Genomic DNA, 21,850 nt, shown 5'->3' on the forward strand with positions numbered 1-21,850 from the left:
CATCGCAATGTTGGCCTTATTCCCCCGCATCCTGCAGGGTGAACAAGGTCTTCTCCCCCGGCGTCACCTTCACTTCGACCGCCTCCGTACCGACCGACACGTGCCCGACATTGTCGCGCCACTCGATCGCCGGCTTGCCTTTCTTCGGCAGCGCCGCGCTGTCCACCAGCAGCACCTTGCCGTCGAATTTCTGCGCCAGCGCCTGCACCTGTTTGCGCGCGGCCGCGAAGCCGTCCTGCCCCACCGGCGCGCGCCGCAGCAGCGAACGCAGCCCGGTCGGCTCGGCCAGCGGTTTTAAATCGCCCTCGGTAAACAGGACGATCGCATCGACCTTGTCGCCGCGCGCCAGCGTGAACAGGCGGTTGAGCCAGAATCGGGTCGCGACCAGCCGGTCTTCATATTCGCTGTTGCGGCCGGCCGCAGCCAGGTAGTGGTTGTTGTTGGCCGGGAGATTGACGGTGGCGTACAGGACCGAGTCCACGGTCCAGTGGGCGTTCTCGGCATAGCTGCGAAAGCGCGGGCTGCTCGACAGGCGGGCGAGCGGCAGCTTTTTCGCGCCCAGCGAGGCCGGCTCGCCGTGGAACAGCTCGCGCATCCGGTTCAAGCGCTCGATCGCATTCGTGCGTCCGGCCGAGTTGCGGCAATCGGTCCAGTCGCTGCCAGCCGGCAGCACGATGACCGGACGTTTTGCCTTGTCGACCAGGTCGCGCCGCTCCTGGTACAGCTTGTCGCCGCAAGGTTCGCTGGCGGCCTTGATGCCGGTGACGACGACGAAGGCGAGCGATTTCTCGCTCGTCTGCGCCAGCGCTTTCTTCAGGCGCTCGTCGCCCGGCTTGTCAAAGCTGTGGCCGATGACGCCGAAGCGGTGCGCCTCGCGCCCCTCGTGTCCGCCGTCGCGCGCCGCGTGCACGGGCGCGACCAGGACCGACAGGAGCGCGGCAGCGAGGAGAACGGGACCAGGGCGCGGCATCAGGCAGCCAGGCGCTTCAACTCGTACAGCCGCTCGAGCGCTTCGCGTGGCGTGAGGGCGTCCGGATCGAGTTCCTCGAGCGCGGCCAGCAGCGCCGGCGGCATGGCCGGTGCGTCCGCGACCGGCGCCGCCTCCTCAGGGTCGTCGCAGGGCAGCGCGAACAGGTCGAGCTGAGGCGTCGTGTCGAGCGCCTGCGATTCGAGGCGCGCCAGGTGCTTGCGTGCGGCCTTGATCACGGCCGGCGGCACGCCCGCCAGCTGGGCGACCTGCAAGCCGTAGCTTTGCGAGGCCGGCCCGTCCTGCACCGCGTGCAGGAACACGATCGTGTCCTTGTGTTCGACCGCCGACAGGTGCACGTTGGCCGCGCTCGGGTGGCTTTCGGGCAGCTGGGTCAGTTCGAAATAATGGGTCGCGAACAGGGTGAAGCTGCGGCTGTTGTCGATCAGGTGGCGCGCGATCGCCCAGGCCAGCGCCAGGCCGTCGAAGGTCGACGTGCCGCGCCCGACTTCGTCCATCAGCACCAGCGAGTGCTCGGTGGCGCCGTTCAGGATCGCGGCCGATTCGGTCATCTCGACCATGAAGGTCGAGCGTCCGCCGGCCAGGTCGTCGTTGGCGCCGATGCGGGTGAAGATGCGGTCGATCGGGCCGATCGTCGCGCTCGTCGCCGGCACATAGCTGCCGACATAGGCCAGCAGCACGATCAGGGCGGTCTGGCGCATGAAGGTCGATTTACCGCCCATGTTCGGGCCCGTGATCAGCAGCAGGCGCCGTTCGTTCGAGAGCTTGCAGTCGTTGGCGATGAAGCGCTCGATCTGGCGCTCGACGACCGGGTGGCGGCCCTCGACGATGCTCAGGCAGGGCGCATCGACCAGGGTTGGTGCGCACCAGTTGTGGCGCAGCGCGTGGCTGGTGAGCGCGACCAGCGTGTCGATCTGGGCCAGGCCCTGCGCGACCCGCTGCAGGTCGCCGATGTGCGGCGCCAGGCAGGTGAGCAGTTCTTCGTAGAGCGCCTTTTCGCGCACCAGGGCCTTGTCCTGGGCCGACAGCGCCTTGTCCTCGAAGGCCTTCAGTTCCGGCGTGATGTAGCGCTCGCAGTTCTTCAGGGTCTGGCGGCGGCGGTAATCGTCCGGCACTTTATCGGCCTGGCCGTTGGTGACCTCGATATAGAAACCGTGCACCTTGTTGTACTCGACGCGCAGGTTGGCGATCCCCGTGCGGGCGCGCTCGCGGGTTTCGAGGTCGACCAGGAACTGGCCGGCGTTCTGCGACAGCGCGCGCAGTTCGTCGAGTTCCGAATCGAAGCCGGTGGCGAAGACGCCGCCGTCGCGCACCATCGCGGCCGGCTCCTCGGCCACCGCGCGCGTGAGCAGGTCGAGGCAGGGAATCGGGGTGTCGATGGCGTCGTGCAGGGCGCGCAGCAGGCAGGAGTCGCCCGGGATGAAGCAGCGCGCAATCTGCTGGCGTAGTGCCGGCAGTTGTTTCAAGCCGTCGCGCAGGCTGGCCAGGTCGCGCGGACGCACTGACAGCAGGGCGATGCGGGTCGTGATGCGCTCGATGTCGGGCACTTCGTTGAGCGTGGCGGACAGTGTGGCGGCCGCATCGGCCTCGGCCAGCGCCGCGATCGCTTCATGGCGCGCGCGGGCCACCGACTGGTCGCGCCGTGCATGGTGCAGCCAGTGGCGCAGCAGGCGCGAACCCATCGCGGTGCGGCAGCCGTCCAGCAGCGAGAACAGCGTCGGCGCTTCCTGGCCGCGGATGGTTTCCGTCAGCTCCAGGTTGCGGCGCGTGGCGGCGTCCAGCCCGATGAATTCGTTTTCGCTCTCGACGGCCAGGCTCTTCACGTGCTGCAGCCCGCGGCCCTGGGTCGACTGGGCATAGCGCAGCAGCGCGCCGGCCGCGCCAAATGCCGCGCCCAGGCCATCGGCACCGAAGCCGGTGAGGGTGGCCACGCCCAGTTGCTCGACCAGTGCCTTGTGGCCCTTGACCACGTCGAAATGCCATTCCGGGACGCGCTGGGTGTGCGCGAAAGGGTTCTCTTCAAACATGTCGCCGTCGTCGGCGCGCAGGATCTCGGCCGGTGCGATGCGTTCCAGTTCCTGCGCCAGCCGCGCTGCAACCGTGCGTTCATCGCCCGAAAACTCCATCAGGCGCAGCGCGCCGCTCGCCAGGGACAGCCAGGCCAGGCCGACGGTGGTCGACTTGCGTGCGCTCAGCGTGCAGAGCGCCAGCAGCGAGCGCTCGGCCTTTTCCGGCAGCAGGTCGGAATCCGTCAGCGTGCCGGGCGTGACGACGCGCACCACCTTGCGCTCGACCGGGCCCTTGCTGGTGGCCGGGTCGCCGATCTGCTCGCAGATCGCGCAGGATTCGCCGAGTTTGACGAGCTTGGCGAGATAGCCGTCGAGCGAGTGGAAGGGCACGCCGCACATCTTGATCGGATTGCCGCCGGACGAGCCGCGTGCGGTCAGCGTGATGCCGAGGATGCGCGCGGCCTTCTCGGCGTCTTCATGGAACAGCTCGTAGAAGTCGCCCATGCGGTAGAAGACCAGCATGGTCGGGTAATCGGCCTTGATGCCCAGGTACTGGGCCATCATCGGGGTTACTTTTTCCGAGGTTGCGCGGGCCGCGGCGGCGTTGATTTCAGTGGGAACGGTGGTCATTTCTCAGGTATTCGGTAAGGCAGGGCTGTTGCCGAGCCAGGACCGACATTTTACAACCATCGGCTGGGCACGAGGATGCGGGTGTGGCAATGCGCTGCCGATGCCGGCGCCGGCTGCCTGCATGCGAGGAGAGGCCGCAGGTTCGAATCGTTCAGCTGCGCAGCAGCTTCATGATCGTATCGATCCGATAGGGCTTGGTCGTGAACAGATAGCGGCGCTCCCGGTCTTCCAGCATCGAGGGCACGGTATAGCCGGAGGTGAGGATGATTTTCAGGCGCGGGTAGAACTCGGAGAGGGCATCGGCCAGTTGCAGTCCGTTCATGCCGGGCATCATGACATCGGAAAAGACGGCATCGATGTCGCCGTCGCGCGCCAGGATTTGCAGCGCTTCCATGGCCGAGTTGGCGACCACGACGTCGAGCCCGCGGCTGCGGAGCAATGCCTCGGCCAGGTCGGCCAGGTCGGCTTCATCGTCGACTACCAGCACCTTGCGGACCAGGCCGCCCGGGTGCGGGAACTCCTCCTGCGCGGGCTCGCTCCGGCCTCCCGCACCGGGCGGGACATACTTCGAAGACAGCCAGCGGAGATTCGACGTGCCGTACACAATCACTCCTCAGAAAAATCGTGCGCTACGAGCGTGTGAAAAAATCGCCATGGCGGCGTTGCATCGTCTTGCCGTACACGCGTACTGTCTTCGACGATGCGCCTTGCCCTGACGATTTTTTTAAATCGCTCTACCCATGGCAGAAAGTATGCAGGAATTCGAAAAGGCGGCGCGAACGATTGCATACCGTTCACGATCGACATCCTGCACTCCATAAGTTGCTATCAATAAAATAACGATTATAAAGCAGTTCCTTGAGCCACCAATACTAAATGTATGCTGCGTGCATTGGCATTTTCCACGGCCGTGCCCTGCGGCACGTTACGAAAATAAAGCGCGTGCTCACCCTTGAATTCGGTGAAACAGGCATAGCCCCTTAAGTATGCCAAGCCCTCGCAAAACGATTCTCGTCATTCACCCCTCGGCCCCCGATCCGGCAGCCATCCGCCGTCTGCTCGGCACCATGGGGCATATCGCCATTACCGCCGAAGGGCCGCGCGCCGCCCTGAAAGCGCTCGGTGCCATGCGCTTCGACGTCATCTTCACCAGCATCGGCGGCGTGCAGTCGGACAGTGGGCAAAGCTTCCTGCAGGACTTGCGCGCGGTGGCGCCGGGCAGCGCCGTGGTCGGCATCCACGGGCAGGGCCTGGACGCGGCCAACGAGGCCTGGATGGGCGAATGCGACGCGACCATCCAGGCGCCGCTGTCGTCCTCGCGGGTGCAGTGGGCGCTCGATTTCGAATTGCGCTATTTCGGCAACTGAAATAGCGTAGCGGCACCGCCGAAACCGTCGGCTGGTGGTTGGCAAAGGCCATTGTGCCGACTGAGGGGACAGGGAAACGGTTGACTACGTGTACGTCGTCCGCTGATTCCACGCCGCCGGCCGGTTGGCCCCGGCCGGCGGCGGCGTCCCTCGCGTACAAAGCGGAGGTGAGATGCTATCGTTCGAGCTGCGCAACATTTTCGCTGCACATATCACCGAAACGATTCCATCTCGGACCTGCCCGCGTTTCTCCTCCCCTGCATCCTGCGGCGCGGCCGGCGCGGTGCCTGCCGCCGTCGCGACGACGCGCGCGCTGCGCGTGCCGGTGGCCGACGACAAGGTTGACACCGGCCAGAGCCTGTGCGTGCTGCTGCCCCTGGCGGACCCAGCTCGAGCACAAAACGCGCTGAGATTCGGGACAGGACGGCATGCGTCCGGCATGCTTTATCCAAGGCGGATGTCGGCTGGATTTACAGTGAGGAGCCGCAGCGGCCAGCCGTTTTCGGTAAGCGCCTGATATCGCGCCAGTTTTAGTGGCTGGAATGAAACTTGCTTTTGTGTACGCACCACCATAAGGAGAATTCATGCGCCACATGCACCGTCTTGCCGGTTTCGTTTTCAGCCTCCTCCTGTCCGCCGGCGCCAGCGCGGCGGTCCTGAACACCACCAACACCACCTACGGCGTCTTCGACGGTTCGGAAGGGACACGCGCACTGCGGGTCGACGCGCGCGGCACGGTCAGGGACGTGAACATCACGGTCGAATTCTCGAAATGCGACGATCCGCCGATCGGCCCGAACGGCACCCGCTGCCTGGGCTCCGGCGATCCGTTCGAGGAAGAATTCATGCTGAGGCTGATCGGGCCGAACGGCACCGCTGTCGACCTGGTCCAGGCGTATTCGACCTACGACGGCAGCGGACGCGGTGCAGGACGCGTCATCGTGACCTTCGACGATGAAGCATTGCAAGCCGCAGGCCCACGCATCGCGGGTGGCAGCTTCCGTCCGGCGCAGGCCCTGTCGGCCTTCGACGGCATGAACACCTTCGGCAGCTGGACCCTGTATTTGCAGGATTTCGCTCCCGGCGATCCGCTCGAATTTTTCTCCGCGCGGCTGGGCATCACCTACGATCCCGCACCCGTACCGGAGCCGGCCACGCTGGCAATGCTGGGCCTCGGCCTAGGCTTGATCGGAATGCGGTCGGCGCGCAAGCGTTGAATCGGGGTCGCAGTCAGCGCGACAGGATCAGCTTCGCGCCCAGGGCGATGAACACGGTCCCTGCAAGCCGGTCGAGCCATTTGCCGGCGCCCGGCTTGCGTTCCAGCCAGGCGCCGACGGCGCCGGCGAAATAACCCAGCAGCCCGAACAGGATCGCCGCCTGCACCGTAAAGGTCACGCCGAGCGCCAGCATCTGGCCCGGCACATTGCCATGCGCCGCGATCACGAACTGCGGCAGCAGCGACAGGAAGAACAGCACCACCTTCGGGTTGATGGCGTTCGCGAATAAACCCTTCATGAACAGGCTGCGCAGCGACTGCGGCGCGCTCGTCTTGCTGGCGGCCTGGCCACCCTGGCTGCGCAAGGCACCGATTCCCAGCCACACCAGGTACAGGCCGCCGCCGATGCGCAGCGCCGTAAATGCCGTGGGCGAGGCCGCGATGATGGCGCTGACGCCGATCACGGCGAGAAAAGTGTGGCTCAGGCAGCCGAGCGCGCAGCCCAGGCCGAAGACCATGCCCTGTTTTCTTCCCTTCGACATGCCCAGGCCAAGGACCATCAGGTTGTCGGGGCCGGGGGAGGCGGTGAGGAGGAGGGCGGCGAGCAGGAAGCCGAAGAATTGTTCGGGTGCGAGCATGGCTGATTGATTGTCAGGTAAACGTAGGGTGGGCGGTCTCCCGCCCACGCGTTCGGCAGCAGGATGATGGACCCGTTCGGATGACATCGCCGCCGGTTGAACGCGTGGGCGGCAAAGCCGCCCACCCTGGGTACGAATTATTTTGCTTCGGCGACCCGCTTGCCGATATGCGCCAGTGCCGCATCGACCTGGTCGATCAGGATCAGGCACAAATCACCCTCGGACACGCGTTCCAGCGCGCGGTCGATCGCAACGAACTCGCCGTTGATCTCTTCCACGTGCCCGGTGCGCGTGGCGCCGTTCAGCCCCTCGCGCAGCAGGCGTACGACTTCGCCGTCTGCGCGGCCGCGCTGGCACTGGTCCTGGTACAGCAGCACCTCATCGAATGCGCTGCCCAGGATTTGCGTCTGCTGGGTGATGTCCTGGTCGCGGCGGTCGCCGGCGCCGCTGATCACGACCGAACGGCGCCTGGCCGGCATGTTCTCGACCGCCGACACCAGGGCCGCGATCGCGTCCGGGTTGTGGCCGTAGTCGGCGATCAGGGTCGCGCCTTTGTAGTCGAAGACGTTGAAACGGCCCGGCGCATTGTCGCTCTCGCCGACAAAGGTCTTCAGGCCGAGGCGGATCTTGTCCCAGTCCAGGTTCACGGCCCATGCCGCCGCCACCGAGGCCATCACGTTCTCGACCTGGAAGCCGATGACGCCGCCGCGGGTGATCGGCACTTCGGCCAGCGCGATGCGGGTCTCGTTCCTGCCCTGGGCGCAGACGAGGAAGCCGGTGTCGACATAGACGACGCGCTTGCCCTGGGCACGGTGCATCGCCATCAGCGGGTGGCTGCCGTCCTGGGCGAAGAAGGTGACGTCGCCCTTCGTGTGCTCGGCCATCTCGGCCACCACCGGATCGGCCGCGTTCAGCACCGCCATGCCGCCTGGCTTCACGTTCTGGACGATCACGCGCTTCAGCACGGCCAGGTCTTCCAGCGTGGTGATGTAGTTCAGGCCGAGGTGGTCGCCGGCGCCGATGTTGGTCACCACCGCCACTTCGCAGCGGTCGAAAGCGAGGCCTTCGCGCAGCAGGCCGCCGCGCGCGGTCTCGAACACGGCCGCGTCGACGTCCGGGTGCAGCAGCACGTTGCGCGCGCTGCGCGGACCGCTGCAGTCGCCGCTGTCGATGCGGCGGCCTTCGATGTAGACGCCGTCGGTATTGGTCATGCCGGTACGCAGTCCGGAGGCGGTGAGCAGGTGCGCGATCAGGCGCACCGTGGTCGTCTTGCCGTTGGTGCCGGTGACGGCGACCACCGGGATGCGGCCGTCGTCGCCATCCTTGAAGATGGTGTCGATGATCGCTTCGCCGACGTCGCGGCCCTTGCCGAACGAGGGCGACAGGTGCATGCGCAGGCCCGGCGCGGCATTGACTTCGACGATGCCGCCGTGCTGTTCCTCGATCGGTTTCAGGACCGAATCGCAGACCAGGTCGACGCCGCAGATGTCGAGGCCCACCATGTGCGCTGCCGCGATGGCGCGCGCCGCGACTTCCGGATGGACGTCGTCGGTGACGTCGGTGGCGGTGCCGCCGGTCGACAGGTTCGCGTTATTGCGCAGGACGACGCGCTGGCCTTTTTTCGGCACGGACTCGGCGTCCATGCCCTGTTTCGCCAGGCTGCCCAGGGCGATGTCGTCGAAGCGGATCTTGGTCAGCGAAGTCGAGTGGCCGTTGCCGCGGCGCGGGTCGAGGTTGACCTGGTCGACCAGCTGGCGCACCGTGTGCACGCCGTCGCCGACCACGATCGGCGGCTCGCGGCGCGCGGCGGCGACCAGCTTGTCGCCGATGACGAGCAGGCGGTAGTCGTGGCCCGGCAGGTAGCGCTCGACCATGACGTCGTCGCGGAACTCCGCGGCCGCATGGAAGCCGGCGGTGATCTGTTCCTTGGTCGTGATGTTGACCGTCACGCCCTTGCCCTGGTTGCCGTCCTTCGGCTTGACCACGACCGGCAGGCCGATCTCCTGGGCCGCGGCCCAGGCGTCATCGGGATCGACCACCACGCGGCCCAGCGGCACCGGCACGCCGGCGGCGTCGAGCAGCTTCTTGGTCAGTTCCTTGTCCTGGGCGATGGTCTCGGCGATCGCGCCGGTGGCGTCGATCTCGGCGGCCTGGATGCGGCGCTGCTTGCTGCCCCAGCCGAACATCACGAGGCTGCCCTCGGTCAGGCGGCGGAAGGGGATGTTGCGATTGATCGCGGCCTGCACGATCGAACCGGTCGAGGGACCGAGGCGCACGTCTTCGTCGAGGTCGCGCAGCTGGGTGAGGGCCGCTTCGAGGTCGAAGGGCTGGTCTTCACGGGCCGCGGCGATCAGCTGCTCGGCCAGCACCATCGCCAGGCGGCCGACGTCTTCCTCGGTGTATTCGACCACGACCTGGTAGATGCCCGTTTCGACGGTGGCGGTGGTGCGGCTGAAGGTCACGGGGCAGCCGGCTTCGGCCTGCAGGGTGAGGGCGACGATTTCCAGTACTTCGGCCATCGGCACCGGGTCAAGGACGTCTTCTTCGTGGCCGAAGGGCTGCAGCTGGCCGAGCTGGGGAAAGCGCGAACGCAGGCGCGTCTCGAAGCCGGGCAGGGTGGCGATCGATTCTTCCTCCGGGGTGCAGGCGACGATCGCCTCGACCGAGGTGTGGTGGCTCCAGAGGTTAGGGCCGCGCAAGGCCCGTACGCGAGATACTTCCATAAACCTTCATTCCTTTAAGTTGGGACTGGCCCGCCTGCTTGATGGAAGCGCGGCGGACTCCCTGGCTCCGGCGAACCGGATACTGCTGCTCAATAAGTCGTTTTTTTCGTGGCGTCGAACGCGCGCAAGCCGCCGCAGATCAGGTCGTGCGGCAGGCCCAGCGCCCAGGCGGCGGCGGTCGCCGCCAGCACGCTGGCCGGATGCTTGACGGTCGCCGGCTGGATCTTGCCGAGGTCGAGCAGCTTGGTCTCGACCCCGCCCTCGACCAGCACGATGTGGTTGTCGCGCGCAAAGACGATGCGCTCGCCGCTCGCGCGGTGCTGGACCATCACCGGATTGTGCTCGTCCATCGCATAGAAGATCACGCGCCCGTCCGACAGTTCGGCCAGTTTCACCACTTCGGGGTCGGCGGCGTTCAGCACGGCCGCGCCATCGGACAGGATCACGTCGACCTGGCTGCGCACCACGTTGGCCAGCGCTTCCCCGTCGGCGATATGGTATTCGGCGACCGAGTCGAGCTTGCCCATGTCGGTGACGACGCCGACCGTGCAGCGGTCGTAGGGCAGGCCCTCGGCCAGGATGCTGCGCGCGTTCGATTCGAACACGGCCGCTTCGATATTCCGGTTGATGAGCAGGCGCTCACCAAGCGCGAAGCCGGTGCAATCGCCTTTCTGGACCTGGCGGCCGTCGAGATACAGGCCTTCGCCGTTGGCCACGCCCGCATGCTTGCCGCCGGCATGCAGCAGGCAGCCGAGCAGGCGCGTGATCAGGCTGGTGCCGAGGGTGCCGGTGACGCCGACCAGCGGGATGCGGCCGCTCTCGCCGTCCGCGAACAGGTGCGCGACGATGGCCTTGCCGACATTGCGCGGCGTGCCCGAGGCCGGCTTGATGTGGGCCAGCAGGCCCGGGCTGGAATTGACTTCGATGATGGCGCCGCGCTGCGCGTCGAGCGGGCGCGAGATGTCTTCGCAGACCAGGTCGATGCCGGCGATGTCGAGGCCGACGACACGCGCCGCCAGCGCCGCCATGTGCGCCACTTCCGGGTGGATCAGGTCGGTGACATCGTCGGAGACGTTGCCGTTCGGCTGGATCAGGACTTTCTGGCCGGCCTGCGGAATCGAGTCGGGGCTCAAGCCCTGGCGCTTCAGGTCGAGCAGGATTTCGCCGTCCTGCGGATTGACGAGGCCGAGCGGATGTTCTTCGCTGTTGCCGCGGCGCGGGTCGGTGTTGATCTGGCTCGCCACGAGCGCGCTGACGGTGGATTTGCCGTCGCCGGTCACCCACAGCGACTCGCCGCGCGCCACGGCCACGACCTGGCGGCCGACGACCAGCAGGCGGTGCTCGTTGCCGGGAATGAAGCGCTCGACCAGCACGGCCGAGCTGTCGCCCGCTTCGGAGGCGATCGCGTAGGCGGTGCGCACTTCCGATTCGCTCATCAGGTTCAGCGTCACGCCGCGGCCATGGTTGCCGTCGACGGGTTTCACGACCACCGGCAGGCCGATGTCCTGGGCTTCGTCCCAGGCGGCATCGGCGCTCCTCACCAGCGCGCCTTCCGGCACCGGCACGCCGCACGAGGCGAGCAGGGTTTTCGTCAGGTCCTTGTCGCTGGCGATGGATTCGCCGATGGCGCTGGTGCGGTCGGTTTCGGCGGTCCAGATGCGGCGCTGGGCGGCGCCATGGCCGAGCTGCACGAGGTTGCCTTCGGTCAGGCGGATCGAGGGAATGCGGCGGTCGGTGGCGGCATCGACGATGTTCGCGGTCGACGGGCCCAGGCAGTAGCGGTCGACCAGTTCGGTCAGCGCGGCAACGGTGCCGGCCATGTCGAAGGATTCATCGTTGACGGCGGCCATCAGCAGGCGGTGTCCGGCTTCGAGGGCGGCGCGGCCGACGACGACGTCGCGCGTGCGGAACGCCATTTTGTACACACCGGTGTCGCCGGTCGAGCGAGTCTTGCCGAAGCCGGTCTTCATGCCGGCCATGTTCTGCAGCTCGAGCACGATGTGTTCGAGGATGTGGCCGGCCCAGGTGCCGATTTCCAGGCGTTCCAGGAAGCCGCCGCGCTCGCCGACGCCGCAACGGTGCTCGATCAGGCCAGGCAACCAGCCGGTGAGTCGCTCGTTAAATCCGGGCAGTTTGTTCGAAGGGAAGTCTTCCAGCTCGCCAATGTCGAGCCAGACCTCGATCACCGGACGGTAAGTCCAGATGTTCGGGCCGCGCAGGTGAGTTACACGGAGAAACTTGATGTCTTTCTTCTTTGTCATGTAATGATGTCTTGCCCACGGTGTCCGCTTGTCACCATGATGGCGTTGCCTATGTTTGCCTGCCTGTGCGCTACCGCACCCAAACGCGGTCATGCAGCGCACATGTGATGTATACTTGCCGGACCGAAGCTTACAGTGCCCTACCGATTTATGCCAAATAGGCGGTTCCGGTCTGGCCACTTCGCCCAGCATTGGAATTTTTTCCTTTGCTCCATGTAAACCGCCGAGCCGGTCACCGCGTTACCCCTCTATCCAGAACATGCCTGTCACGGGCGGCACCACTAATGACAACTCAACAACTCGTCTCTCCGACATCGCTGGCGGCCGCCGCCGGCTTCCTGCCTGACGGTTGGGACAATGACGTTCGGAAACAGCTTGCACCAGGGGAAAACGTTTTAACTGGCGTGGAGGTTGACCTCGACACGAAATTACGTTTCACGAAGGGTATCCTCGTGGTCACTACCCGCCGCCTGCTGTCGCGCGCGCCGGGTGAAACCGCCTGGCGCGACTGGGGCTTCCGCCCGGGACTGGCCCTGCGCCACCATGACCACGCCGGCGTCGGCCATCTGGAACTGGTCGACCAGCAGGGCCGCCTGGCCGCCTGGCGGTTTACGCTGGGCCAGAATCTGCACGCGATCCGCGTCGCCGACGCCTTTGCCGAGCAGGTGACCAGTGTCGAGACCGGCAAACCGGTGCTGGCGCCCGAGCAGCACACCTGCCCGAGCTGCAAGGCGCCGCTCGAGCCGGACCAGGAAGAGTGCCCGATCTGCGCCAAGGTCGTGCACACGCCGCCCTCGACCTGGACCCTGTTCCGCCTGTGGCGCTTCGCCGTGCCCTACCGCGGCCAGCTGCTGCTCGGTTTCCTGCTGATGCTGGCGAGCACCGCCGCGCACATGATCCCGCCTTACCTGACCATGCCGCTGATGGACAATGTCCTGATTCCGTATCAGAACGGCCAGAAGATCGACGAAAGTCTTGTGTACATGTACATGGGCGGCTTGCTGGCCTCGGCCGTACTGGCCTGGGCCCTGGGCTGGGGCAAGACCTATGTGCTGGCGCTGGTGTCCGAACGGATGGGCGCCGACCTGCGCTCGACCACCTACGAACACCTGCTGAAACTGTCGCTGGAATTCTTCGGCGGCAAGCGCACCGGTGACCTGATGTCGCGTATCGGCAGCGGCTCGGACCGCATCTGCGTCTTCCTGTCGCTGCACCTGCTCGACTTCCTGTCCGACGTGCTCATGATCATCATGACCGGCGTGATCCTGTTCTCGATTAACCCGTGGCTGGCCTTCATCACCCTGGTGCCGCTGCCTTTCATCGCCTGGATGATCCACGTCGTGCGCGACAAGCTGCGCACCGGCTTCGAGAAGATCGACCGCGTCTGGGGCGAGGTCACCAACGTGCTGGCCGATACCATTCCCGGCATCCGCGTGGTCAAGGCCTTTGCTCAGGAAAAGAGGGAGGCCGTGCGCTTCCGCGAAGCGAACAAGCACAACCTGGCCGTCAACGACAAATTGAACAAGGTCTGGTCGCTGTTCTCGCCGACGGTCTCCTTCCTGACCGAACTGGGCTTGCTCGTGATCTGGTGCTTCGGCATCTGGCAGGTGTCGCGCGGCGACATCACGGTCGGTACCTTGTCGGCCTTCATCGCCTACAGCGGCCGTTTCTATGTGCGCCTCGATTCGATGAGCCGCATCGTCTCGGTCACGCAAAAGTCGGCCTCGGCCGCCAAGCGCATCTTCGACATCCTCGACCACGTCTCGAGCGTGCCGGACCCGGTCAATCCAGTCAAAGTGCCGACAGTAGCCGGCAATATCGAACTGCGCGAAGTCGGTTTCCGCTACGGTAACCGCGCCGTGAACCGCGGCATTTCCCTGAACATCAAGGCCGGCGAGATGGTCGGCCTGGTGGGCCACAGCGGCTCGGGTAAAAGCACGCTGGTCAACCTGATCTGCCGCTTCTACGACGTGGCCGAAGGCGCGATTTTGCTCGACGGCGTCGACATCCGTACCTTCGCGGTCGCCGACTACCGCCGCAACATCGGCCTCGTGTTGCAAGAGCCTTTCCTGTTCTTCGGCACGATCGCCGAGAACATCGCCTACGGCAAGCCCGACGCGACGCGCGAAGAAATCATCGCCGCCGCCCGCGCCGCGCACGCCCACGAATTCATCCTGCGCCTGCCGCAGGGCTACGATTCGATGGTCGGCGAGCGCGGCCAGGGCCTGTCGGGCGGCGAGCGCCAGCGTATTTCGATTGCGCGCGCGCTGCTGATCGACCCGCCGATCCTGATCATGGACGAAGCGACTTCGTCGGTGGACTCGGAAACCGAAAAGGAAATCCAGAAGGCGCTCGACAACCTGGTGCAGGGCCGTACCACGATCGCGATCGCGCACCGCCTGTCGACGCTGCACCGCGCCGACCGCCTGGTGGTGCTCGACCGCGGCGTGGTGGTGGAAGAGGGCAGCCACGACGAGCTGATGGCGCGCGAAGGCGCCTACCACCGCCTCTACGAAGCGCAGGCGCGCAACGTGGACCAGGATATGGACGATACGGACAAGGACGACTGATATGAGCACTCCCTTCACCCTGCGCCGCGACAGCTTCGGTAAACTCGTGTTCACCGGCGAGGACGGCGTCGACATCCAGGGCGTGATTCCCGTGCGCGCCTTTCCGATCCAGGCGCCGACGCGCGGCATCTCGCTGGTGCGCGACGGCGGCAAGGAAGTCGCCTGGATCGACGATCTCGCCAGCGCGCCCGAGCAGGTGCGCGAGCTCGTCACCGAAGAGCTGGAAGGCCGCGAATTCATTCCCGAGATCCAGCACATCGCGAGTGTTTCGAGTTTCGCCACGCCCTGCACCTGGACCGTCAAAACCGACCGCGGCGAGACCTCGTTCGTATTGAAAGTCGACGAAGACATCCGCCGCGTGGGCGAGGCCTCGCTGCTGATTGCGGATAACCACGGGATCAATTTCCTGGTGCGGGACATGTTTAAAATCGATAAGCACAGCCGGAAGATCCTGGACCGGTTCCTGTAATCTGATTTTCGTGGGGTGGGCTTCGCCCACGCGGTACCACGGTTGCGTGTCGAAACATCGTTATCGGCCGCTCAAGCGCTGTACCGCGTGGGCACAAGTGCCCACCCTACAAAGGCCGGACAATTCCTGGTTCGCGCTGCGCTTGAAGCCCCATCCGGCCTGGCTTATGCTGGTGACAGTCCATCGTCCTCGGAGGCCAACATGCTGCTGGGTGGCTGCTATTGCGGCGCAATCCGCTACGTCGTCGACGGCGACGTCTTCCACGCCACGCTCTGCCATTGCGTCGACTGCCGCCGCATTGCCGGCGCGCCCGCCGTGGCCTGGTTCAGCACACGCGTGGAACACATGCGCTTTTCGCAGGGCAATCCGGCCACCGTCCGCTCGAGCGAACACGTGCTGCGCGGCTTTTGCGCCATTTGCAGCACGACGCTGACCTACCAGGACGACCGCACCCCCGACGAGATCGACATCGCCACGGCCAGCCTCGACGACCCGGAAGCCGTACCGCCGCGCGACCATACCTTTGCCGCGCAACGGCTGAGCTGGATGCGCATCGACGACGGCTTGCCGGCCTATCCCGGCACTCGCAAGGAGGGCGCCTGAACCGGCTTTGACCCGGTCTCGACAGGACGAGCGTGAAACCGTTCACAGACGGGTGATCGCTGCATCCCTATTGTCGTTCTATCGCCACCTACGAGGAGTACCGACATGGATTCGATCAACCGTAACCAGCCTGAAATGAACCACCGCGACCTGAGCGGCGACGAAGCCCGCAAGCGCATCCGCGAGATGGCCAAGGATGCCGAGACCTGCTTCTTCTGCACCAGCGGCGGCACGGGCCCGAACCGGGGGGCGCGCCCGATGAGCGTATTGCAAGCCGACGAGGCCGGCAACCTGTGGTTCCTGAGCGCCATCGACAGCCACACGGATGCGGAAATCGCCGCCGATCCGGAAGTGAAACTCTATTTCCAGCGCAGTAAGCATGCCGGCTTCATGGAACTCGACGGCATCGCCACCGTCTCGCAGGACCGCGCCAAAATCAAGGAATTGTGGAGCTTCGTCCTCAAGACCTGGTTCACCGAAGGCGAGGACGACCCGCGCATCACGGTCATCCAGGTCGTGCCGAAAGGCGGCTATTACTGGGACAACAAGCACGGACAGGCCGTGGCCGGCGCCAAGATGCTGGTCGGCGCGGCAATCGGCAAGACGCTCGACGATTCGATCGAGGGCAAGCTGATGCCCTGAGCTGAGGGCGAAGGAGGGGCAATGATCGAGCTCGACCATGTAATCGTCAACGCGCGCGACCGGGTGGCGTCGGCCCGGCTGCTCGCTTCCCTGCTCGACGTGCCCTGGGACGAGACGGCGCTCGGCATTTTTTCGGCCGTCTACGTCAACCCGGGACTGACGCTCGACTTCATCACGACCGACGAGGACTTTCCGGTCGAGCACTTCTGTTTTCGCGTCAGCGATGCCGAGTTCGATGCCATCCTGAAACGCCTCGAGGATGCCGGCATCGGCTGGCGCGGCGACGTGCGCGGCCGCAACGACGGCAAGGTCGGCACGGCCCACGGCGGGCGCAATATCTACTGGGACGAGCCGGACAAGCACCGCTGGGAGATCCTGACGAAGAGCTACGCCCGCCGGCCCGGCTGAACCTGCACCCCGCGCACGATTGACCGTTTTTCAACCCTCGTGCACGCCGTTTTTGACCCACAGTTAAAATGGGTTTCATCGACCATGCAGGGGAAACACATGCAAAGAACGGCTTTGGTAGTGGGCATCACGGGGATCGGCGGCAACCACGTCGCGCGCGAATTGCTGGCCAATGGGTGGAATGTCGTCGGCCTGTCGCGCCGCGCGCCGAAGGACTTGCCGGGCGTGCGCCACGTGGCGGCCGACCTGATGGATCCGGCGGGACTCAAGAGCGCGCTTGCCGACACGGCACCGACCCACGTCTTCATCACCACCTGGATGCGCCAGGACACCGAACAGGAAAACATTCGCGTCAATGCCGCGCTGGTGCGCAACCTGCTCGACGCGCTGTCGTTGAAAAAGAGCGTGCGCCACGTTGCGCTGGTGACGGGCCTGAAGCATTACCTCGGCCCCTTCGAGGCCTATGCCAGCTCGGGCACGCTGCCCGACACGCCGCTGCGCGAAAGCCAGCCGCGCCTGCCTCTGGACAATTTTTATTACGCCCAGGAAGACGAAGTCTATGCCGCCGCCGAGCGCGACCGTTTTACGTGGAGCGTGCACCGTCCGCATACCATCATCGGCCTGGCCGTCGGCAATGCGATGAACCTGGGCACGACGCTGGCCGTCTACGCCACCATCTGCAAGGAAACCGGGCGCCCGTTCCAGTTCCCCGGCTCGGAAGCGCAGTGGAAGGGTTTATCCGACGTGACCGACGCGCGCATGCTGGCCAAACAGCTGGTCTGGGCCGCGGACACCGACGCGGCGAAGAATGAAGCCTTCAATATCGTCAATGGCGACGTGTTCCGCTGGAGCTGGCTGTGGCCGAAACTGGCAAGCTGGTTCGGCGTCGAGGCGGCCGGCTACAGCGGGCAAATCCAGCCGCTGGAAGCGGCGATGGCGCAGGACGCACCGCTCTGGCGCGAGATTGCAACGCGCCACGGCCTGGTCGAACCGGACCTGGACCGCCTGGCTTCGGCCTGGCACACGGACCTCGACCTCGGCCGTCCGCTGGAGGTGATGACCGACATGGCCAACAGCCGCCGCCTCGGCTTTGCCGCTTACCAGGCCACCGACGCCTCGTTCTTCGACCTGTTCGAACGCCTGCGCGCCGAGCGCCTGATTCCCTGAGCGGCTGAGCCATGGAGGTGGAACGCAAGCCGCTCCACGTCGTGCTGGTCACGATCGGCTCGGCGGGCGACCTGTTTCCCTTCCTGCGCATCGGGCTGGCGCTGCGCGACGCGGGCCACCGCGTCAGCTTCCTTGGCCCGGTCCAGCATGAACCCTTCGTACACGCCGCGGAGCTGCCCTTCCACGGTTTGCCGGCCGACCCGGCCGTGCTCGACCATCCCGACCTGTGGCATCCGACCCGGGGATTCAGCGTCGTCTGGGAGGCGACGCGGCCGGCGATGGCCGCCGTGCCGGCCTTCATGGCGGCGCTGCCGGCCGACGCCCATTACGTCATGCTGGTACATCCGCTGGCCTTGCCGGAAGCCGACCTGTGCCGCGCGGCGCGTCCCGAACTGCGCATCGCCGCTGCCTTCCTGGCACCATCGAATTTACCGACCGTCCACGATCCGCTGATGCTGGGACCCTGGCGCGTGCCGCGCTGGGTGCCGCACGGGGTGCGCCGGCGCCTGTGGCGTTCGCTTGCTGCGCGCTTCGTCGATCCGGTGGCCTTGCCCGACCTGAACGCCGCGCGCAGGCGCGCCGGGCTGGTACCGGTAAGGTCCCTGATCGATACGGTTACGTCGGTCGCCGACCTGTCGATCGCCCTGTTTCCCACATGGTTCGCGCCGACGCCGCCCGACTGGCCGCGCCCGCTCGTACGGTCCGGATTTCCCTTGTTCGACCCGAATCCGCAGGCGGCCCTGTCGAGCGAACTGCAGCATTTCCTCGGGCAGGGCGGGCGCCCGTTGGTCTTTACTCCCGGTACCGGCAACCGCCAGGCGCGGGCGTATTTCGAGCACGCCATCGAAGCGGCGCGCCTGCTGGGCGAGCGGGCCGTGTTCCTGACACCGCACCGCGACCAGCTGCCCGCCGAGTTGCCGCATCACGTGTTCTGGCAGGAATACGTGCCGCTGCGCGCGCTGCTGCCGCGGGTAGCGGTGCTGGTGCACCACGGCGGCATCGGCACCACGGCCGAGGCCCTGCACGCCGGCACGGCCCAGCTGGTGGTGCCGCTCGCGCACGACCAGTTCGACAACGGCGCGCGGGTGGAAGCGCTCAGCGTCGGGCTGTCGCTGCCGGCCACGCGGCTGAATACCCGGCGCCTGGTGGCGGGGCTGGAAGCGCTGCTCGACGACGATGGCTTGCGTGGGCGTTGCCGGGCGGTGGCGGGCAATTTCCGCGGCGATGCCGGGGTGGGGGCGGTAGTTAAAGCGCTCGAAGAAATGGTGCACACGACGTATCGATGACCCCTGCGCTGCATCTGACGTAGGGTGGAGTCCCGACTCCACGCGTTGACGGCGTTTGCCCTGTCGAGGCTGTTCTTCCGCTGGTTGAACGCGTGGAGTCAGGAGGCTCGGCGCCCCCCTCCACCCTACGTGGCAACGCCGCCTCGGTGTGTCACCGCACCGTCAGCCTTTCCTGAGCACGATTAAATGGAAGCATCAACAGGACGGAACACGACGATGCGACGCAAAGCGGACGGGAACGTGACTGCAGGCAAGGAAACAGGCACGCCAACAGGAGGCCAGGGCCGCCCCGGCTATGTGCGTGTGCGCGGCGCGCGCGAGCACAACCTGAAAAACGTCAGCCTCGACATCCCGCGGGACGCGCTGGTCGTGTTCACGGGCGTGTCCGGCTCGGGCAAGTCCTCGCTCGCCTTCGGCACCCTGTACGCGGAAGCGCAGCGGCGCTATCTGGAATCGGTCTCGCCCTATGCGCGCCGCCTGTTCCACCAGATGCCGGTGCCGGAAGTCGACGAGATCGACGGCTTGCCGCCGGCGGTCGCCCTGCAGCAGCAGCGCGGCTCGCCCACCACGCGCTCCTCGGTCGGCAGCGTCAGTACCTTGTCGAATTCCCTGCGCATGCTGTATTCGCGCGCCGGCGACTATCCGCCCGGGCAGGAACTGCTGTATGCCGAATCGTTTTCGCCGAATACCCCGGAAGGCGCCTGTCCACAATGCTCGGGCCTGGGCCGCGTGTATGAAGTGACCGAACAGTCGATGGTGCCGGACGATACGCTCACCATCCGTGAGCGCGCGGTGGCGGCCTGGCCGCCCGCCTGGCACGGCCAGAACCTGCGCGACATCCTGGTAACGATGGGCTACGACGTCGACACGCCCTGGCGCGACTTGCCGAAGAAGGACCGCGACTGGATTTTATATACCGACGAGACGCCGACCGTGCCCGTCTACGCCGGCCTGACGCCCGCGGAAACGAAGGTCGCCCTGAAGCGCAAGGAAACGCCGAGCTACCAGGGCACCTTCACGGGCGCGCGGCGCTATGTGCTGCAGACCTTCGCCACGACGGAGAGCGCCTCGATGAAAAAGCGCGTGGCGCGCTACATGGTCAGCACCGAATGCCCGCTCTGCCGCGGCAAGCGCCTGCGCCAGGAAGCGCTGTCCGTCACCTTCGGCGGCGTCGACATCGCCGACATTTCGCGCATGCCGCTGGCGCGCTTGCACGCCATGCTGCTCCCCTTTGCGAACGGCAAGGGAATCGCGGACAAGCGCCGCGCCAGACTGCACCCCGAGCAGCTGATCGTCACCCAGCGCATCGCCGAAGACCTGGTCGCGCGCCTCGACGTGCTGCTGGCGCTGGGCCTCGGCTATCTCGCGCTCGAGCGCAGCACGCCGACCTTGTCGCCTGGCGAACTCCAGCGCCTGCGCCTGGCGACCCAGGTGCGCTCGAACCTGTTCGGCGTCGTGTATGTGCTGGACGAACCCTCGGCCGGGCTGCACCCGGCCGATACCGAAGCCCTGCTCACCGCGCTCGACCAATTGAAAGCCTCGGGCAATTCGCTGTTCGTGGTCGAGCACGCGCTGGACGTGATCCGCTGCGCCGACTGGATCGTCGACGTCGGCCCGGCCGCCGGAGAAAAGGGCGGCGAGGTGCTCTACAGCGGCGCGCCCGAGGGCCTGAAACAGGTCGAGGCGTCGCAGACCCGGCGCTACTTGTTCGACGAGGCGCCCTTGCAGGCACGCGAACGGCGCGAGCCCGCCGGCTGGCTGCGCCTGGAAGGCGTCACCCGCAACAACCTGAACAAGCTGAAAGTCCAGTTCCCGCTCGGCGTGCTGACCGCCGTCTGCGGCGTGTCCGGCTCCGGCAAGTCGAGCCTGGTCAGCCAGGTGCTGGTCGACCTGGTCGCGCGCGAGCTGGGGCAGGGCACGACGGCGCTCGAGATGGAGGAAACCGACGAGCTCGAACAGGAAGCCGCGCTGCCCCTGGAGGGACATATCGTCGGCGGCATGGAATCGATCCGGCGCATGGTGCGGGTCGACCAGAAGCCGATCGGACGCACGCCGCGCTCGAACCTCGCTACCTATACCGGCCTGTTCGACCAGGTGCGCAAACTGTTCGCCACGACGAAAATGGCAAAGGCGCGCCGGTATGACGCCGGCCGCTTTTCCTTCAATGTCGCCAAGGGCCGCTGCGAGAACTGCGCCGGCGAGGGTTCCGTCATGGTCGAGCTGCTGTTCCTGCCGAGCGTGTACGCGCCATGCCCGGTCTGCGAGGGCGCGCGCTACAACGCCCAGACGCTGGAAGTGAAGTACAAGGACAGGAACATCGCCGAGGTGCTCGGCATGACGGTCGATGCCGCCGCCGAATTTTTTAAAGGCGAAGCCCTCGTCGAGCGTTCGCTGGAAGTCCTGCGCGAAGTCGGCCTCGGTTACCTGCGCCTGGGCCAACCGGCGACCGAGCTGTCCGGTGGCGAGGCCCAGCGCATCAAGCTGGCGACCGAACTCCAGCGCACCGGCCGCGGCAATACTTTATATGTGCTGGACGAGCCGACCACCGGCCTGCACCCGTCCGACGTCGACCGCCTGATCCTGCAGCTCGAACGGCTGGTCGATGCCGGCAACACGGTCGTCGTGGTCGAACACACGATGCGCGTGGTCGCCGCCTGCGACTGGGTGATCGACATCGGCCCGGGCGCCGGCGACGAAGGCGGCACGGTGGTGGTGGCCGGTCCGCCGGAAACCGTGGCGGGCGCTGCGAAAAGCCGTACCGCGCCCTATTTACGGCCCTGCCTGCCCTCGTAGATAGTCGAGGGGCAGCGCACGGTTGAACCGCCGGAATCGTGTCATTTGCGTTACACTTAAGAACTTTTTTCTTAAAATAA

Annotated in this window: 17 protein-coding genes; 11 read left to right on the plus strand and 6 right to left on the minus strand. The window is 66.1% G+C overall.

From position 1 onward, the window contains the following. Window positions 1–16: 16 nt before the first annotated feature. From LPB04_RS12015 to LPB04_RS12025, 3 genes are all read right to left on the minus strand, one after another. Window positions 17–970, minus strand: a complete 954-nt coding sequence (locus tag LPB04_RS12015) for a hypothetical protein (RefSeq protein ID WP_193684819.1) — start codon at window positions 968–970, stop codon at window positions 17–19. After that, window positions 970–3,627, minus strand: coding sequence for a DNA mismatch repair protein MutS (gene mutS, locus LPB04_RS12020; protein WP_193684820.1), 2,658 nt, complete (start codon window positions 3,625–3,627; stop codon window positions 970–972). Before mutS ends, LPB04_RS12015 begins: the two co-directional genes overlap by 1 nt. Before the next feature lie 151 nt (window positions 3,628–3,778). Next, window positions 3,779–4,231, minus strand: a complete 453-nt coding sequence (locus LPB04_RS12025) for a response regulator (protein ID WP_227496383.1) — start codon at window positions 4,229–4,231, stop codon at window positions 3,779–3,781. A gap of 382 nt (window positions 4,232–4,613) precedes the next feature. Between LPB04_RS12025 and LPB04_RS12030 the strand changes: the two genes are divergently transcribed. The 3 genes from LPB04_RS12030 (at window position 4,614) to LPB04_RS12040 (ending at window position 6,211) form a co-directional block, all read left to right on the plus strand. Continuing rightward, on the plus strand, window positions 4,614–4,994 hold the full coding sequence (locus LPB04_RS12030) for a DNA-binding transcriptional response regulator (protein WP_193684821.1): 381 nt from the start codon (window positions 4,614–4,616) through the stop codon (window positions 4,992–4,994). A 172-nt stretch (window positions 4,995–5,166) separates the two neighbouring features. Continuing rightward, a complete protein-coding gene (locus tag LPB04_RS12035) occupies window positions 5,167–5,511 on the plus strand; it encodes a hypothetical protein (protein WP_193684822.1) in 345 nt (114 codons plus the stop codon). Window positions 5,512–5,578: 67 nt separating this feature from the next. Then, the gene (locus LPB04_RS12040) at window positions 5,579–6,211 is read left to right on the plus strand and encodes a PEP-CTERM sorting domain-containing protein (protein WP_193684823.1); all 633 of its coding nucleotides are present in this window, start codon (window positions 5,579–5,581) and stop codon (window positions 6,209–6,211) included. A 13-nt stretch (window positions 6,212–6,224) separates the two neighbouring features. Here LPB04_RS12040 and LPB04_RS12045 read toward each other — a convergent pair whose 3' ends face one another. The 3 genes from LPB04_RS12045 to LPB04_RS12055 form a co-directional block, all read right to left on the minus strand. After that, on the minus strand, window positions 6,225–6,848 hold the full coding sequence (locus LPB04_RS12045) for a LysE family translocator (RefSeq protein WP_193684824.1): 624 nt from the start codon (window positions 6,846–6,848) through the stop codon (window positions 6,225–6,227). A gap of 137 nt (window positions 6,849–6,985) precedes the next feature. Then, window positions 6,986–9,571 carry a cyanophycin synthetase gene (cphA, locus tag LPB04_RS12050; protein ID WP_193684825.1) on the minus strand — a complete coding sequence of 862 codons (2,586 nt, stop codon included), beginning with the start codon at window positions 9,569–9,571 and terminating at the stop codon, window positions 6,986–6,988. A gap of 89 nt (window positions 9,572–9,660) precedes the next feature. Next, window positions 9,661–11,832: a cyanophycin synthetase gene (locus LPB04_RS12055; protein WP_193684826.1), complete on the minus strand. Its 2,172-nt coding sequence runs from the start codon at window positions 11,830–11,832 to the stop codon at window positions 9,661–9,663. 284 nt (window positions 11,833–12,116) lie between these two features. Here LPB04_RS12055 and LPB04_RS12060 point away from each other — a divergent pair, with 284 nt between their 5' ends. From LPB04_RS12060 to uvrA, 8 genes are all read left to right on the plus strand, one after another. Next, entirely contained in the window at window positions 12,117–14,402 is a 2,286-nt protein-coding gene (locus tag LPB04_RS12060; protein ID WP_227496384.1) for a cyanophycin metabolism-associated ABC transporter, read from the plus strand. A 1-nt stretch (window position 14,403) separates the two neighbouring features. Then, on the plus strand, window positions 14,404–14,871 hold the full coding sequence (locus LPB04_RS12065; RefSeq protein WP_193684827.1) for a cyanophycin metabolism-associated DUF1854 family protein: 468 nt from the start codon (window positions 14,404–14,406) through the stop codon (window positions 14,869–14,871). A 201-nt stretch (window positions 14,872–15,072) separates the two neighbouring features. Next, a complete protein-coding gene (locus tag LPB04_RS12070; protein ID WP_193684828.1) occupies window positions 15,073–15,474 on the plus strand; it encodes a GFA family protein in 402 nt (133 codons plus the stop codon). Between the two features lie 105 nt (window positions 15,475–15,579). After that, the gene (locus LPB04_RS12075; RefSeq protein ID WP_193684829.1) at window positions 15,580–16,116 is read left to right on the plus strand and encodes a pyridoxamine 5'-phosphate oxidase family protein; all 537 of its coding nucleotides are present in this window, start codon (window positions 15,580–15,582) and stop codon (window positions 16,114–16,116) included. 21 nt (window positions 16,117–16,137) lie between these two features. Then, window positions 16,138–16,524, plus strand: a complete 387-nt coding sequence (locus tag LPB04_RS12080; protein WP_193684830.1) for a VOC family protein — start codon at window positions 16,138–16,140, stop codon at window positions 16,522–16,524. 99 nt (window positions 16,525–16,623) lie between these two features. Continuing rightward, on the plus strand, window positions 16,624–17,691 hold the full coding sequence (locus LPB04_RS12085; RefSeq protein WP_193684831.1) for an SDR family oxidoreductase: 1,068 nt from the start codon (window positions 16,624–16,626) through the stop codon (window positions 17,689–17,691). Between the two features lie 11 nt (window positions 17,692–17,702). Further along, window positions 17,703–18,977, plus strand: a complete 1,275-nt coding sequence (locus LPB04_RS12090) for a glycosyltransferase (RefSeq protein ID WP_193684832.1) — start codon at window positions 17,703–17,705, stop codon at window positions 18,975–18,977. 216 nt (window positions 18,978–19,193) lie between these two features. After that, entirely contained in the window at window positions 19,194–21,770 is a 2,577-nt protein-coding gene (gene uvrA / locus LPB04_RS12095) for an excinuclease ABC subunit UvrA (RefSeq protein WP_193684833.1), read from the plus strand. The last annotated feature ends 80 nt before the right edge of the window (window positions 21,771–21,850 follow it).

This window comes from Massilia litorea (genome assembly GCF_015101885.1).
Classification (GTDB): Bacteria; Pseudomonadota; Gammaproteobacteria; order Burkholderiales; family Burkholderiaceae_D; genus Telluria; species Telluria litorea.

Coding starts and splice junctions, on each gene's coding strand:
- LPB04_RS12015 (WP_193684819.1), bottom strand. CDS start 970: ATGCCGCGCCCTGGTCCCGTTCTCCTCGCTGCCGCGCTCCTGTCGGTC.
- mutS (WP_193684820.1), bottom strand. CDS start 3,627: ATGACCACCGTTCCCACTGAAATCAACGCCGCCGCGGCCCGCGCAACC.
- LPB04_RS12030 (WP_193684821.1), top strand. CDS start 4,614: ATGCCAAGCCCTCGCAAAACGATTCTCGTCATTCACCCCTCGGCCCCC.
- LPB04_RS12035 (WP_193684822.1), top strand. CDS start 5,167: ATGCTATCGTTCGAGCTGCGCAACATTTTCGCTGCACATATCACCGAA.
- LPB04_RS12040 (WP_193684823.1), top strand. CDS start 5,579: ATGCGCCACATGCACCGTCTTGCCGGTTTCGTTTTCAGCCTCCTCCTG.
- LPB04_RS12045 (WP_193684824.1), bottom strand. CDS start 6,848: ATGCTCGCACCCGAACAATTCTTCGGCTTCCTGCTCGCCGCCCTCCTC.
- cphA (WP_193684825.1), bottom strand. CDS start 9,571: ATGGAAGTATCTCGCGTACGGGCCTTGCGCGGCCCTAACCTCTGGAGC.
- LPB04_RS12055 (WP_193684826.1), bottom strand. CDS start 11,832: ATGACAAAGAAGAAAGACATCAAGTTTCTCCGTGTAACTCACCTGCGC.
- LPB04_RS12060 (WP_227496384.1), top strand. CDS start 12,117: ATGACAACTCAACAACTCGTCTCTCCGACATCGCTGGCGGCCGCCGCC.
- LPB04_RS12065 (WP_193684827.1), top strand. CDS start 14,404: ATGAGCACTCCCTTCACCCTGCGCCGCGACAGCTTCGGTAAACTCGTG.
- LPB04_RS12070 (WP_193684828.1), top strand. CDS start 15,073: ATGCTGCTGGGTGGCTGCTATTGCGGCGCAATCCGCTACGTCGTCGAC.
- LPB04_RS12075 (WP_193684829.1), top strand. CDS start 15,580: ATGGATTCGATCAACCGTAACCAGCCTGAAATGAACCACCGCGACCTG.
- LPB04_RS12080 (WP_193684830.1), top strand. CDS start 16,138: ATGATCGAGCTCGACCATGTAATCGTCAACGCGCGCGACCGGGTGGCG.
- LPB04_RS12085 (WP_193684831.1), top strand. CDS start 16,624: ATGCAAAGAACGGCTTTGGTAGTGGGCATCACGGGGATCGGCGGCAAC.
- LPB04_RS12090 (WP_193684832.1), top strand. CDS start 17,703: ATGGAGGTGGAACGCAAGCCGCTCCACGTCGTGCTGGTCACGATCGGC.
- uvrA (WP_193684833.1), top strand. CDS start 19,194: ATGCGACGCAAAGCGGACGGGAACGTGACTGCAGGCAAGGAAACAGGC.